9 protein-coding genes are annotated in these 14606 nt (G+C 65.0%); 2 read left to right on the forward strand and 7 right to left on the reverse strand.

Annotated features, from left to right (window positions below; genetic code table 11):
* Positions 1 to 35 precede the first annotated feature (35 nt).
* Positions 36 to 2216 carry an alpha-xylosidase gene (yicI, locus tag JCQ34_RS17545; protein ID WP_286399812.1) on the reverse strand — a complete coding sequence of 727 codons (2181 nt, stop codon included), beginning with the start codon at positions 2214 to 2216 and terminating at the stop codon, positions 36 to 38.
* Entirely contained in the window at positions 2213 to 4279 is a 2067-nt protein-coding gene (locus JCQ34_RS17550) for a beta-galactosidase (RefSeq protein WP_286399814.1), read from the reverse strand. The genes yicI and JCQ34_RS17550 overlap by 4 nt, the downstream gene beginning before the upstream one ends.
* A gap of 25 nt (positions 4280 to 4304) precedes the next feature.
* Here JCQ34_RS17550 and JCQ34_RS17555 point away from each other — a divergent pair, with 25 nt between their 5' ends.
* Positions 4305 to 5330, forward strand: coding sequence for a LacI family DNA-binding transcriptional regulator (locus tag JCQ34_RS17555; RefSeq protein WP_286399818.1), 1026 nt, complete (start codon positions 4305 to 4307; stop codon positions 5328 to 5330).
* A gap of 29 nt (positions 5331 to 5359) precedes the next feature.
* Here JCQ34_RS17555 and JCQ34_RS17560 read toward each other — a convergent pair whose 3' ends face one another.
* Genes JCQ34_RS17560 through JCQ34_RS17570 form a run of 3 tightly spaced genes read right to left on the reverse strand, consistent with a single transcriptional unit; the run spans position 5360 to position 9046 of the window.
* The gene (locus tag JCQ34_RS17560; RefSeq protein ID WP_286399820.1) at positions 5360 to 6313 is read right to left on the reverse strand and encodes a carbohydrate ABC transporter permease; all 954 of its coding nucleotides are present in this window, start codon (positions 6311 to 6313) and stop codon (positions 5360 to 5362) included.
* Positions 6310 to 7347 (reverse strand): ABC transporter permease, encoded by a 1038-nt coding sequence (locus tag JCQ34_RS17565; protein WP_286399823.1) that lies wholly within the window; start codon positions 7345 to 7347, stop codon positions 6310 to 6312. The genes JCQ34_RS17560 and JCQ34_RS17565 overlap by 4 nt, the downstream gene beginning before the upstream one ends.
* A 10-nt stretch (positions 7348 to 7357) precedes the next feature.
* Positions 7358 to 9046: an extracellular solute-binding protein gene (locus JCQ34_RS17570; RefSeq protein WP_286399825.1), complete on the reverse strand. Its 1689-nt coding sequence runs from the start codon at positions 9044 to 9046 to the stop codon at positions 7358 to 7360.
* A gap of 191 nt (positions 9047 to 9237) precedes the next feature.
* Between JCQ34_RS17570 and JCQ34_RS17575 the strand changes: the two genes are divergently transcribed.
* Positions 9238 to 12117 (forward strand): glycoside hydrolase family 3 C-terminal domain-containing protein, encoded by a 2880-nt coding sequence (locus tag JCQ34_RS17575; RefSeq protein ID WP_286399827.1) that lies wholly within the window; start codon positions 9238 to 9240, stop codon positions 12115 to 12117.
* Here JCQ34_RS17575 and JCQ34_RS17580 read toward each other — a convergent pair.
* Both JCQ34_RS17580 and JCQ34_RS17585 read right to left on the reverse strand, forming a co-directional pair.
* Positions 12095 to 12592 carry a hypothetical protein gene (locus tag JCQ34_RS17580; RefSeq protein WP_286399830.1) on the reverse strand — a complete coding sequence of 166 codons (498 nt, stop codon included), beginning with the start codon at positions 12590 to 12592 and terminating at the stop codon, positions 12095 to 12097. The two genes, JCQ34_RS17575 and JCQ34_RS17580, sit on opposite strands and share 23 nt — an antisense overlap.
* The gene (locus tag JCQ34_RS17585) at positions 12579 to 14519 is read right to left on the reverse strand and encodes a primary-amine oxidase (protein WP_286399833.1); all 1941 of its coding nucleotides are present in this window, start codon (positions 14517 to 14519) and stop codon (positions 12579 to 12581) included. Before JCQ34_RS17585 ends, JCQ34_RS17580 begins: the two co-directional genes overlap by 14 nt.
* Between the last annotated feature and the right edge of the window lie 87 nt (positions 14520 to 14606).

Below are 14606 nucleotides of genomic sequence, written 5' to 3' on the forward strand. Positions count from 1 at the left end.
AAGTCCGGGGTCCGCTTCGCCAGAGCTCCTGCAGTCTATTGCCGGGCGGAGGCGGCGCGGACGGCACCGTCCCGGACCGTCACCTCGAACTCCGTCCACGACCCGTCAGGACTGGGAACAGTTATCCGCCTGGCTCCATCGGGAGCCGCGAAAGCCTTGAACTCAACGTTTCCTGCCCAGTCATAATCCGGGCGGTCGGTGACCGTGCCCAGGGGCAGCACCGCACCCTCCCGCACCCATGTTGCGGCCTCCATAACCGAGTAGGCCTTGCGGTGCCATCGCGGCCCGGCCAGCTGTTCACCTGAGCGGAGATGGGTCCAGGTGCCCTCGGGAAGGTAGAAGGACACGGTTCCCGAGGGGTCCATGACTGGCGCCACCAGGAGGTCCGGTCCCAGCATGTACTGCCGGTCCAGGTGGGCGCAGCCGGGATCTTCCGGGAATTCCATGAACAGGGGGCGCATCAATGGAATGCCCTCCGTGTAGGACTCCTCGGCCGACTTTGCCAGGTAAGGCATCAGCCGCATCTTCTGCTCGGTGAACTGCCGCAGAACGTCCACCGATTCCTCGTCCACCAACCAGGGGACCCGGTAGGAGTTGGAGCCATGCAGCCGCGAATGGGAAGACAGCAGGCCGAAGGCAATCCAGCGCTTGAAGATCTCCGGTTCCGGAGTGCCTTCGAAACCGCCGATGTCATGGCTCCAGAACGAGAACCCGGAGGCAGCCAGGGACAGCCCGCCGCGCAATGACTCGGCCATCGCTGCGAACGTGGACTCGCAGTCCCCGCCCCAGTGCACCGGCATGGTCTGCCCGGCGGCGGTGGCGGAGCGGGCAAAGACCACCGCTTCGCCCGCGCCCAATTCCTTGGACAGCAGGTCGAACACCGTCCGGTTATAGAGCTGGGCGTAATAGTTGTGCATCTTCTGCGGATCAGAGCCGTCGTGCCAGGCCACATCAGTGGGAATGCGTTCACCAAAATCGGTTTTGAAGGAGTCCACGCCCTGGCCCAGCAGGGCCCGCAGCTTGTCCTGGTACCAGAGCACCGCATCGGGATTCGTAAAGTCCACCAGGCCCATGCCGGCCTGCCACATGTCCCACTGCCACACCGAACCGTCCGGCCGCTTCACCAGATAACCCCGCTCCAGCCCCTCACGGAACAGATACGACCGCTGGGCGATATAGGGGTTGATCCAGACGCAGACTTTGAGGCCCCGGTCGTGCAGCCGGGCAAGCATGCCTTCAGGGTCAGGGAAGGTGGCCGGATCCCAGATGAAGTCGCTCCAGTGGAAGGAACGCATCCAGTGGCAGTCGAAGTGGAACACGGACAACGGCAGGTTGCGCTGGTCCATGCCATCGATGAACGAATTAACGGTGGCTTCGTCATAGTCAGTGGTAAACGAGGTGGAGAGCCAGAGCCCGTAGGACCAGGCCGGGATCCGTGCCGGCCGCCCGGTCAGCTCCGTGTAACGCCGCATGATCTCTTTGGGGGTGGGCCCGTGAATGATGAAGTACTGCAGCTTCTGGCCCTCGACACTGAACTGGGTGCGGGACACCACCTCCGATCCCACTTCAAAGGAGACCTTTTCGGGATGGTTGACGAACACGCCATAACCGTCGTTGGTCATGAAGAACGGGATGTTTTTGTAGGCCAAGTCGCTGGATGTGCCACCGTCCTCATTCCAAATGTCGATCGACTGCCCGTTCTTCACGAAGGCGCCAAAGCGCTCGCCCAGCCCATACACGTTGGTTCCCACGCCCAGGCTGAGCTGTTCGTGCACAAAGGACCGCCCGCCGTCGTCCGTTATGACGCCCACGCTGCGGGGCGTTGAACTGGTCAGCAGGCCGCCGTTGCCCAGGAAATCCACGCCCCAGTCGCCTGTGGTGCTGACCCTTGCGGTCAGGTTGCCGGACGTGATGCTCGCCGTGCCGGCGTCACGGGAAAAGGTGGGGGCCGGCCCCGACCGATTGATTTCAAAATGCGGCCCGTTGTCCACGGCACCCTGGAAATGCTCAATGGTCACGCCGATGACGTCCGGCAGGGGCGCGTCGAACGTGACCGTCAACTGCGGCAGGTTGAGGGCATCGCCCCGGGAGTTGATCCGTTTCGTGGGTGCGTACACCGTCAGGGTGCGGGCGTCAGTTACTACGTCGGACACGTCGCGCGGGTGCAGCGCGGAGAAGCCTTTGCGGTGCAACCAGTATCCGTCGGTGAATTTCATGGGGTGTCCGTTCCGTTCGTCGTGTCAGGGGTTGCTTTGAGGATGAGGGCGCCGTGGGGTTCCAGCACCAGGTCCGGTCCGTGTGCCTGGCCCGTCAGAAGGTCCACGGACTGGTGGCGCAGGCGCACTGCGTGTGATTCGTTGCTGTGGTTCAGCAGGAAATGCCACTCACCGCGAATGGCCAGTTCGACGTCGGCCGGCAGCAGGTCCGGTACCGGCGGGATGAGCCCTGCGTCGCGGACGGCGGCGCCCACTATGTGCTGCAGGGCGGCCGGCGGCAGGTCGGCGCCCACATACCAGGCGGTGCCGGCTCCAAAGCCGTTGCGCACCACGGCGGGCTGCCCTGCGAGCGCACCGGATGTGAAGGTCGCCCTGGCACGGGCCTTCGGGCCGTGGAGGCACAGGTCTTCCGACCAGGCGGCCGCGTTCACCCCTTCCGGCAGGCCCGCTTCCAGGTTTCCTTCAGAATCCCGGAAGTCGATTCCGACGGCGTCAGCAACGGGCCGCCACTCCTCGCCGGTCACTCCCAGCATGTCCGCCAGCACGGAGGGGAAGCGGCCCTGCCGGAGGTGGCCGTCCGCGTCCGCCACAGCGGTGAAGGGCCCTACGACGGCAGTTCCTCCCGCATGCACCCATGACTCCAGCTGTGCGGCGTGTTCTTCCCGCAGCAGGAAAAGGCTGGGAACCAGGACCAGGTCGAACCTGGCGAGCGGACTGCCCGGGTGCACCACCTCGACGGACAGTCCCCGTCGCAGGAGGGGCCGGTAATACGCCAGCAGCTGGTCCATCACCCCAATCCGTTCAGTGGGGCAGTCCGGTGACTCAGCCGCCCACCAGCTTTCCCAGTCGAACAGGATGGCGACCGCCGACTGCGCGGTGGTCCCGGCGAGGGACCGCAGCGCCTGCAACTCCCCGCCCAGGTCGGCGACCTCCCGGAACGTCCGGGTGTCTTCCCCGGCAAGGGGCACAACCGCGGAATGGAAGCGCTCGGCACCGAAGGCTGACTGGCGGAACTGGAAGAAACAGATGCCGTCCGCGCCGCGGGCCACGGCGGAAAGGGAATCCGTACGCAGGGCACCGGGTTCCTTCGCCGCGTTGTGCGCCCGCCAGTTCACGGCTGAGACCGCCGACTCCATCAGGAGCCACGGACGGCCGCCGGAGAGGCCGCGGCACAGGTCGTGCGTCAGCGCGCCTAGCTCCCACGTCTGTGGCTGCGCCGGGTCCGTGTACCAGTTGTTGCCCACGAGGTCCGTCTCGCCGGCAAAACCGAAGTAGTCGGCGCCACGGAAGAACCCCATCAGGTTGGTGGTCACAGGCACGTCCGGAGAGTACTTGCGGATGACGTCTCGTTCGGCGGTGTACAGCCGGAGCAGCGCATCGGAGGTAAACCTCTTGAAGTCCAGGACCTGCGTGGGGTTATGAAGGTACGGGGCCGTCCGCGGCGGGAGGATCTCCTCCCAGCTGCCGTACCCCTGGCTCCAGAAGGTGGTCCCCCAGGCCCTGTTCAACTTGGTGAGCGAACCGTACCGGCGCAGCAGCCATGTCCTGAAGGCGTCTGCCGTCTCGTCGTCGTAACTGATCTGTCCCAGTTCATTGCCCACATGCCAAAGGACCAGTGAGGGATGCTTGCCGTAGCGTTCGGCCAGCGCCGCGGTCACCTGCAGCGCCGCGCGCCGGTAGACGGCCGACGACGGCGAGAACTGGTTGCGCGAGCCGTACCAAAGCGTAGTACCGGCAGGATCGGTGGGCAGCGTGTCCGGGTAGCGGTGCCCCAGCCAGGGCGGCGGCGAGGCAGTGGGGGTGGCGAGGCAGATCCTGATGTCGGCTTCGGCCAACAGGGCGAAAATACGGTCCAGCCACCCGAAGTCCCAGCTGCCTTCAGACGGCTGCAGCCTGGCCCAGCTGAACACGCCCAGGGTAACCAGGTTGATGCCCGCCTTGTGCATGAGGTTGATGTCATCGGCCCAGGTATCCTCGGGCCATTGCTCCGGGTTGTAGTCGGCGCCGAAAAGCAAGCCTGACCGGCTGGTTATGGTGTCAAGGCCGCGGCTGGGAAGAAGCATGGAAATCCTTGGTTAAATGGAACGTATGAGCAATCGAAAGGCTTCAACGGCTGCCACCATCAGCGACGTGGCCCGGGAGGCCGGAGTTTCGACAAGCACGGTTTCCTACGTGATGAGCGGGAACCGACCTATATCGAAAGAAACCCGCGAAATCGTCGAAGCAGCCATGCGCCGGCTGAAGTACAGCCCCCGGTCCAGCGCGCGTGCCCTGGCTTCCAGCCGCTCCAGCGTGCTGGGCCTGGTGGTGCCGCTGCGTGCGGACGTGAACGTGGGCGTGGTCATGCAGTTTGTCACCGCCGTGGTCACCACCGCCCGCCGGTTCAATCAGGACGTATTGCTGTTGACGCAGGACGATTCCGGAAGCATCGAGCGCGTAACTTCCCAGTCCATGGTTGACGGTCTTGTCATGATGGATATCGAGGCCCGGGATCCGCGCATCCCCCTGCTGGCCAAGTTGGACAAGCCTGCCGTCCTCATCGGGATGCCGGACGACCCCCGCGGCCTTAGCTGCGTCGACTTCGATTTCGCCGGCGCGTCCCGGACCGCCGTCAGGCACCTTGCCGAACTGGGCCACAAGGGCATCGCCTTTATCGGTTCCCCTCCCGCCTCGCTTCGGCGTCACGCCACCTACGCCGACCGGGCCCTGAGGGGTTTTGAGGACGCCTGCGGCACCCTGGGCATCAGCCATGTCTCGGTGGCCTGCGAAGCCGACCCGGAAGATCTGGCCAAAGCCCTTGACCGGGTCTTCGGAGGCACGGAGCCCATCACGGCTCTCCTGGTGCACAACGAAGGGTTGCTTCCCATCCTCCGGGAGAACCTCGAGGCGCACGGCCGTTTTGTGCCGCAGGATGTCTCGGTGGTGGTCATTGCCCCCTCTGATGTTGCCAGGGCCGCCTTCCGTCCATGGACTGCCGTTTCCATTCCCGCCCTGGACATAGGCCGGGCTGCGGTGGAGATGGTGATGGACCGGTTGAGCCTGGCCAGGCCCGCGGAACAGCGGCTGATTGCGCCGATCCTGACGGAAGGTGCCACCACCGCTGCCGTTGGCTGAGCGCGGCCCGGCACCTGGTATGCGCCGGCTCATCCCTTGACGGCTCCAATCATGACGCCCTTGGTAAAGTGCTTCTGCACAAAGGGATACACGATCAGGATGGGCACCATTGCCAGGACGATGACTGCCATCTGCAGGGCAGGACCAGCTGCGGCACCCGAGCCCACATCCACCTGGCCCGCCACGGAGACGCCCTGAAGGACATAGGAGCGGAGCACTACCTGCAGCGGATTCATTGAGCTGTCATTGATGTAGAGGACCGCATTGAAGAACGCATTCCAATAACCCACGCCGTAGAACAACGCGATAACGGCGGTAACTGCTTTCGACATCGGCAGCACGATCTGGGTCAGGGTGCGCCATTCGCTGGCGCCATCAATCCGTGCACTGTCCAGGATCCCCCGGTCCATCCCCATGAAGAAGCCCCGCAGGATGATGATGTTGAAGACGGAGATGCAACTGGGGAGGATCAACGCCCAATACGTGTTGATCAATCCAAGCCCCGAAACCAGCAGGTAGGCCGGGATAATACCGGCGCTGAAGAACATGGTGACCAGCAGAGTAAACAGGATCGGGGTATGGGCGAACGACCCGGGCCGGGAGAGTCCGTAGGCGCAAAGGACGGACACCACCATGCTCAGTGCCGTGCCTGTGGCCGTGACGCCGATGCTCACCAGCACCGCGCGGGTGACCACGCCGCCGCTGAGGATCTGCTGGTAGGCCGAAAGTGACATTTCACCGGGGACCAGGACCAGGCCGCCGGCCTGGGTGATGGTGGCCTGCGAGGAAAAGCTGGTCAGCACGATGGTGTACAGCGGCCCGAGGACTGCCAGCACAACCACTGCGAGTACCACCGCCGTTCCGGCTTTGGTGGCGGCTCCGGGCTCTTCGTCCCAGCTTGGCCGTTGGGGCCCGCTGCCAGGCTGCCTGCGCAGCAGGGATGAACGGGCAGTCAGGGAGTTATTGCTGGAAAATATGCTCATTTGGAGTAGACACCGCTCTCACCGAAGACATGGGCTATCTTGTTGGCTGCCAGGATCAAGGCCAGGCTCACCACACCCTTCACAAGTCCGGCGGCGGCGGCGTAGCTCCAGTCGCCGTTTTGCACGCCGGTGAAGTAGACAAAGGTGTCCAGCACTTCGGAAGCCTGCGCTCCCACTGCGTCCCGCTGGAGGATCATCTGTTCGAATCCCACGGTGAGCGAATCCCCCAGCCGCAGAATCAGCAGCAGCACGATGACGCTGCGGAGTCCCGGAAGGGTCACGTGCCACATACGTTTCCATCTGCCTGCCCCGTCTACCGCTGCCGCCTCGTATTGGGCGGGATCGATGGCGCTGAGGGCGGCGAGGAATACGATGATTCCCCATCCTGCGTCTTTCCACACCGCTTGGGACGTCAGCAGGAACAGGAAGGTATCCGGGTTGGTCATGATGTCCACGGGCTGCCACCCGTTTGCCCGCAGGGCCTGGTTGAGGAGACCGGCCCCGCCAAAGATCTGCTGGAAGACTGAGACCACCAGCACCCATGAAAAGAAATGCGGCAGGTACACCACTGACTGGATGACGGCACGCAGGCCCGGGTTGACCAGCGAGTTGAGCAACAGGGCCAGGGCTATGGGAATTGGAAAGAAGAACAGGAGCTGGAAGGCCGTGATGGTGAGCGTGTTCTTGACGGCAAGCCAGAAGTCCCCGTCGGCGAACACCCGGGCAAAATTCTCCAACCCCACCCAGGGGCTGTCAGGAATCCCTATGTAGGGGGAGTAGTCCTGGAAAGCCACCACGTTGCCCAGCATGGGTACGTAGGCGAAAATTCCCAGGAGGACCACGGCCGGCAGGACCATGAATACCAGCGACCGGTCCCTGGCGAACCGCAGCTTCAGGTTTGCTTTTGGACGGGCCAGGGCGGCGGCCTGGTCCGTTCCGTTCCCGCCGCGCCCTGCCGCAGCCTTCGGGGCCGCCATTCTGCGGACGGCATGGGCGCTCGGAGGGGCTGCCTGGTGCTCTGTTCCGGTACTCACCAGGTTCCTCCTAGGCCAGGAATCCGGCGTAGAAGTCGCGGAGCTCATCGCCGCCCTTGCTGCGCCAGGACGCGAGCTCACTGTCGAGGTCCTTCATGCTCTTGCGTCCGCGGACGATGTCCTTGGCCAGATCGTCAAACGGCTTGGACAATGAAGCAAACTTGGCCGGTTCCTGGATCTGCATGCCGAAGAAGATGTCTTCCTGGACGTTGGGCGCCTGCCGCGCCTCCCATTCCGACTGGGATTTCACCAGCCCCGGGTACTGGATCATCGAGTTCACAATGGGCGGATTGACCAGGAATGCGTAGGTACTGGTGACCTCTTCAGTCCCCTTGGCCGTTGCCTGCGGTACGCCCTGTGCATCCCGGGTGAAGTGCACTCCCTCAACGCCGTTGTTGATGAGCACCTGTTCTTCACTGCCAAACGGTGCGGCGATGAAGTTCGCCAATGCGAGCATTTCCTCCACCTTGGCGAGATCGGTTTTCTTGATGAAGCTGAAGATGGCTGCAGGCTGGGCCCGGTAAAGGGTCGGTTTTCCGCCGTCGGGAGCGAAGAAATCGAGTGGCTGCAGGTTGAACTTCGGATTCGACGGCAGGACCCGGGCCAGCGATTCGTGCCATGAGCCGGTTCCATCAGCGGACATCAGCACCGACCCGGACTCCAGACGCTGCTTGCCCTGTGAATTTCCTGCCACTGCGTCCGGATGAACGGATCCGTCCGCAAAGAGCTTGGTGGTCCACTCAAGCGCGGCACGGTATTCGTCAGTCTCAAACTTGTTTTGGAGCTTGCCGTCCACCTTCTTCCATTTGGGGACGACGCCATGGATGAGCTGCGCTCCTACCCACATGTCGTTGCAGGCCCAGCGGTTCTTGGAAGCGTCTGTCAGTCTCTTCGCGGTGGTGCGGAATTCGTCCGCGGACTTGGGCGGGGCGACTCCGAGTTCCTCGAAAAGGTCGGCGCGGTAGAAGATGGCATCGGAGAGCAGGGCGCCCGGGTAGGGCAGTCCGTAGAGCCCTCCGCCAAAGCAGCCCATCTTCCAGGCCGCGGTGGGGATGTTGGCCAGGTTGGGGTACTTGTTGACTTTATCCCCCGCCAGGAATTGGGACAGGTCCTGGAAGACTCCTGCGGCGGCCTGGTCAAAGCGCGGCGGAAGGTTCCAGCTCGGAATGACCATCCAGTCCGGGACATCCTTGGGTGAGGCCAGCACCGTCTGCACTTTGTCGGCGTAGGCGTTCCCGTCGTTGACCTGGAAGTTGATGTTGGCCCCCAGCCGATCGTTGACAGCCTTGTAGTAACTGTTCTGCGGCAGCGCCGGAGGTACCGCCCACCAGGCCGGCGTCATGGCCGTGTAGGTTCCGCCCCGGCCGGGCGTGCTGGTCACGGACTTCACCAGGGAGGGGATGGAAGTGAATCCGGGGGTGGAACCGTTGACTGAGGGAATGTCCGGCTTGGCGAGATCGAGCGGCTTATAGGCCGGGACCAGTTTGGCCACGGTATCGGCGAGGCTGCCTGAGGTGGTCGCCTTGGGTGTGGAACCTCCGGAGCAGGAGGTCAGCGCCGTGGGGGCGGCGGCCAGGAAGACCGCGCCGCCGAGGGCGCCCAGGAATGACCGCCTGTTGAAACGGCCAGGCCCGGCCGCCGGCAGAGTCCCTGTTCTGCGGGGGTCAACCTCTGCTGGATCAACCTGGAAACGTGGCATTGCGGCACTCCTTTGTGTGGGCAAGGGGGAAAATCTACAGAACCGTCGAACCGGTTCGACTTGCACTAGGCTACGACAACGTTCCAGTTCGGGCAATAGAAAACGTGTTGCGCCTCACATGCAGTCCTGTAAGACTGGAGTTCATCCCAAGGATTTGTATAAGCGATTCGATAGCGTCCGATTGGATTTTCGTGCACAGCCAACCCGCCACCGCCATTCCCGCCCCGCCACAGGCCCCGGACCCAGCGCCTGTGCTGCTCCGCTCCCTCACCCTTGAACAGAAGATCGCGATGCTCCACCAGCATGCTCCCGCGGTTCCTGAACTGGGCCTGGCCCCTTTCCACACCGGCGCGGAGGCGGCACACGGGGTGGCCTGGCTGGGTCCGGCCACCGTATTCCCGCAACCCGTTGGGATGGCTGCCACCTGGGATCCGGGCCTGATCGAAAAACTGGGTGGGGCCACGGGGCGCGAGCTGCGGGCAAAGAAAGCTGATGATCCCGCAGTCGGGCTTAACGCCTGGGCCCCGGTGGTCAACCCGCTGCGCCACCCGCTGTGGGGGCGGAACGAGGAAGGGTTTTCCGAGGACCCGCACCTCACCGCAGAACTGGCCGGCGCCTACTGCCGGGGCCTGAAAGGAAAACACCCTTCGGTCTGGCTCACCGTACCCACGCTCAAGCACTTCCTGGGCTACAACAATGAGCGCGACCGGAACGTGACCTCCAGCAACCTCAGTCCCCGGGTTCTGCACGAGTACGAGCTGCCCGCCTACCGCTCCCCCATCGAGGAAGGCGTGGCGGGCGCCGTCATGCTCTCCTACAACCTGATCAACGGCCGGCCTGCCCACGTCTCCGACCTCGTCCAGTCCCAGCTCCGGCAGTGGCGCAACGGAGACTCCATTACCGTCGTCACCGATGCCGGCGCCCCCAGCGCCCTCTTCCGTGCCGAGAAGTATTTCTCCGACGGCCCGTCCGCCTATGCGGCTGCCTTGCAAGCCGGAGTGGACAACTTCACCGACGACGGCGAGGACTCCAAACCGTCCGTCGGTTACCTCACGGAAGCGTTCCGGCAGGGTCTGATCACCGAGGCGGACGTGGACCGTGCGGTTTTCCGACTGCTGTCCCTGAGGGCGAGGACCGGGGAGTTCGCAGGGCAGGAGAACCCGTACTCGGCCATAGGACCCGAGGCCATTGGAGCCCGGGAGCACGTGGCACTGGCCCGGGAGGCAGCCGCCAAGTCCGTAGTGCTCCTCCGCAACGAAGCAGCGCTGGGAGAATCGGAGCCGCTTCTTCCCCTGCATCCCGTCTCCGGGTCCGTTGCCGTGATCGGCACACTGGGTTCCCGGGTGCTGAGCGACTGGTACAGCGGAACATTGCAGGACCCCGTCAGCATCGCGGAAGCGTTCACCCATGGAACGGGGGACGAAGGCAGCGGCACCCTGGTTGAAGATGGCGTAGACGTTGTGGCATTCAGGTGCGTGCGCACGGACGGGTATCTCGGCGCGGACGGCGGGGAGGTCCTGACGGCCACGGCCCCGGAAGTAGGCAGGCAGGAAGCGTTCGCCGTAAAGGACTGGGGCGGTGGAGAACTGACCCTCCAATCGCCGGAGAGCGTGAAGTTTGTCACCCATACAGGGGACGGATACCTGCGTGCCACGGCGGACCGGATTGGCGGATGGGTGGTGCAGGAAACCTTCCGGCTGGACTATGCGCAGGACGGCACTGCGGCCCTGCAGCACGTGGGCAGTGGACGCTGGGTGCGCATCGAAGCCGGAACCGGCAGTGCCGGGCTTGTCCCGGATTCCGGCAGCGCTGACCGGTTCTTGCTGCGGACACTTAAGTCAGGCCACGAGGCGGCGCGCCGGGCCGCCGAAAAGGCCGCTACCGCCGTCGTGGTTGTAGGCAACGACCCCCATCTGGGCGGCCGCGAAACGCTTGACCGCCTTACGCTGGATCTTCCCCTCGCCGACCAGGAACTGGTGCGCGTCGTACGCGAGGCCAACCCCCGGACCGTGCTGGTGATTGTTTCCTCCTACCCGTATGCGCTGGGAGCTCTGGCCGACACCCCTGCCATTGCGTGGACCTCGCATGGCGGCCAGGAGCTGGGCAACGGCGTGGCGGAGGTCCTGACGGGGGCCGCCGAACCCTACGGCCGGCTGCCGCAAACCTGGTTCGCACGCACTGAGGACCTGCCGGACATCCTTGACTACGACATCATCACGTCCCGGGCCACCTACTTGTACAGCGAGGCGGAACCCCTCTATCCCCTGGGACACGGCCTCTCCTACGCGCAGGTGCAGTACGAGTCGATGACGGTGGCGGCACCTTCAGTCCCGGGAGACAAGGCACGGGGCAGCGTGGGGGTGAACGTTTCCCTCCGTAATGCCGGCACCCGTCCCGCAGCCGAGCTGGTGCAGGTATACGCCACCGCGCCGAACCACCGACACGGTTTCCCCCGGCGCCGGCTGGTGGCGCACACCAGAATCGATGTGCCGGCACCCGGAACGGCCGTCGCCACTGTGCAGGTACCCCTGGAGCGCTTGGCCACCTTCAGCGTGGTGGAGGAACGTATGGTTGTGGAACCGGGTACGTACCAGCTCCTGGTGGGTGCCTCGGCAGAGAACCTGCCGCTGCATGCGGAACTCGAAGTGCCGGGACATCAGGGACCGGTGCGGGCAACGGGCTGCTGGTTCAGCTCACAGAACTACGATTCCTGCGGCAACCTTGCCCTCGTCCCTGAAACCCCGCTCGCCGGGACTGCCATCAGTCCAGCCGACACTTCGCGGCCGGCGTGGGCAACGTACTCCGGGTGGGACAGGCCGGCTGATGAACCGTGCAACGAGGTTCTGTTGGACGTGGTGGGCACCCGCACCGGTGGGCAGGGAGCCGGAACCGCCCGCATTCAGGTAACCGGGCCGGGCGACACTTGGACCACAGCGGGCCGCGCCTCCTGCAGCCCTGGCTTCACGGGGGAGCTGGTGATTCCGCTGGACCCCCACCTCACCGCCGGAATGGAGGTGTTCCGGCTGGTTCTCGAGGGTCCACTGGTGGTCAGCCGCGTCGAACGCCGGTAAGGGTCGGCGCCGGTGGCCCGGGCAGCCGCCGCAGCCGGGCCACCAGCGTGGCGGCGAGCAGCGCGCTTGCCAGTTCCAGGGCGATCACCAGCAGCAGTTGGGTGCCGCCGGGGTCAGCAGCAGCAGCCGACGGCGGCGCCCCGCCATGGACATGCCCGGCACCACCGCCGAGCAGGAGGACGGCGTGCAGTGCAGCCATGGCCACGGCGGCCACCGTGACCTGGTGCAGGGCGCCCAGCCTGCAGTGCCGCCAGATGTGGCCCGTGCAGGGCAGGCAGACGGCGGCGAGCGCCACCATCAGGACGCCCAGCCACACACCGTGATGCCCCGAGACGGCCACCCAAAGGTGCACCGCGCAGGACACCGTGGTGACCACGGCCACCAGCCGGGGATGCAGGACGGGACCATTGGCACGGACCCGTCCCGCCGCCGTCGTACTCCCTGCCGGAGCAGGTACAAGGCTAGTGGCAACCACCGCTGCCGCCCTCGCTGTGGCAGGAGGACGCCTGCTGGTTGGGGTTGGCGGGGACGTCCAGAACGGGGCTGCGGTCGAAGAAGCCCTCGGGGCGGAGCTTGAAGCCCACCGTGTCCACGGGCATGATGGGCCAGTCCTCCACCCGGGGGAAGTGGGTGAGGCCGAAGGTGTGCCAGACGACGATGTCCTGGCCGTTGATGTCCCGGTCCTGCGCCACGTAGGCGGGCAGTCCGGCACCGCCGGCGTGCTGGTTCACGAAGTCGCCGGTGGGGTAGCGCTCGTCGTCCGCGTACCGCGTGACCCACACGTCCTTGGTGGCGAAAGCGGCGCGGCGGGCGATGGACGATTCCGGGTCCGCCAGCAGCGTGGGCTGGTTGTGCGGGTGCAGTTTGTAGCCCACGGGCTCGCCCAGCCGGTTGCGGGATTCGGGGTTGGAGATGATCCAGGTCCGGCCGGCGCGGGCGTCGGCTTCACGGACGCCGTCGGATTCGCGCGAAAGCACCGTGCGCCTGCGGGAGAAGGCGTTGCCGCGCTCGTTGCCGGGGCCCATTGGCTGCCGGACCACATCCTCTTCCTCCACACGGTTGGTGAACCCGTCGATGGCCATGTCCAGCCGGGCGCTGAACAGGTGCTGGTGGAAGGGCGCACCCAGGCCAGGGGCCAGCTGGGAGATGTTGTCCGAGCCGCCGTCGGGGAACGCGGAGGTGAAGACGATGCCGGTGGCTTTGGCCTCGAATTCGATGGTGCCGTCCAGGTAGAGGTACCAGTAGAAGCCGTAGTCGTAGTTGCCGATGGTGGTGAAGAAGGAGATCACCAGCCGGCGGTTGCGGCGGGTGTAGGTGACACCGCTCCACAGGTCGGAGTGCTTGGAGAGGATGCTCCAGTCCTCCTCATGCATGCAGATGCCATTGCGGATTTCGCGTGGGTTTCCGAACGCGTCACTGATGACGGGGCTGAGGTACGTGATCTCACCCAGGCAGTCGCAGCCCAGTTCCAGCGAGTTGGCGTACTGTCCCACCAGGTATTCGCCGGTGTCGAAGTAGTTCTGCCAGGACCGGATGGGCGACGGGTCGCCGTACGGGACCACCATTTCGGCGATGGAGGCGCGGTTGATGATCTGCCGCTTCCGGCCACCGTCCTGGAAGGCCAGGTTGTGCAGCACCACGCCTTCGCGGACATCGAAGCCGACGTCCACGCTCCACTTTTCCCACTCCACGTGGTTGCCGCCGGTGACGGTGAAGCTCGGCCCTTCGGGCTGGGTGATGCTGATGGGCTTCTGGGTTTCGCGGATGGGGCCGGTCAGCTCCGGGTCCGTGTAGTTGCCGTGTTCGGCGGGGATGGGGATGGCGCCGAGGTCGATCACCTGGGTGACCTCCTTGCTGACCACATCCACGTACGCCACCAGGCCGTCGACGGGGTGCGCCCAGGCGCTGTCCTCCGGGAAGTCCTGCACGAAGGCCAGCCCGCGAAGGATGCGCCGGCCCTTTTCCTCCGCATACTCAAAGACGCCTGCGGACAGCGGGGCCACCCGGACTTTTTCGACAGCGAGCCCGCGGTCCGCCAGCGCCTTGAGCCATCGCTCATCGGTGGCCAGGAGCGACTCCACCACCTCGAACTCCTCCTCCAGGACGGGCAGTTCGCCGGTCACCGCGGTGTCGAGTTCGACGGCGGAGAGCACCTTCTGCTGGGCGGTGGAGACGACGGCGTCGCGCGGCGCAGCCCCGGAAACGTCGTGGATAAAGACGCGGAAGCGCCGGTCCGCCGTGGCAGGGCCACCACCCCGGGCGGGGTCCAGCAGGCCCAGGTAGGCGATCCGGTGCTGCGGGCCCAGATGGCCTTCGGCGTGCAGGATGGAACGCACATCCAGGATTTCCGGCGCTGATGCCAGGCGGAAGGCGGAGGCAGTTTCGGTGGGTGCAAGAGTCATGGGAGAGCCTTTTGTCAGGGCCGTCACCGGCCGCTGGTTTATTTTCTATAGTTGTAGAGAATAAAGGTCCGTAACATGGCTCACAAG

Source organism: Pseudarthrobacter defluvii (assembly GCF_030323865.1).
Classification (GTDB): domain Bacteria; phylum Actinomycetota; class Actinomycetes; order Actinomycetales; family Micrococcaceae; genus Arthrobacter; species Arthrobacter sedimenti.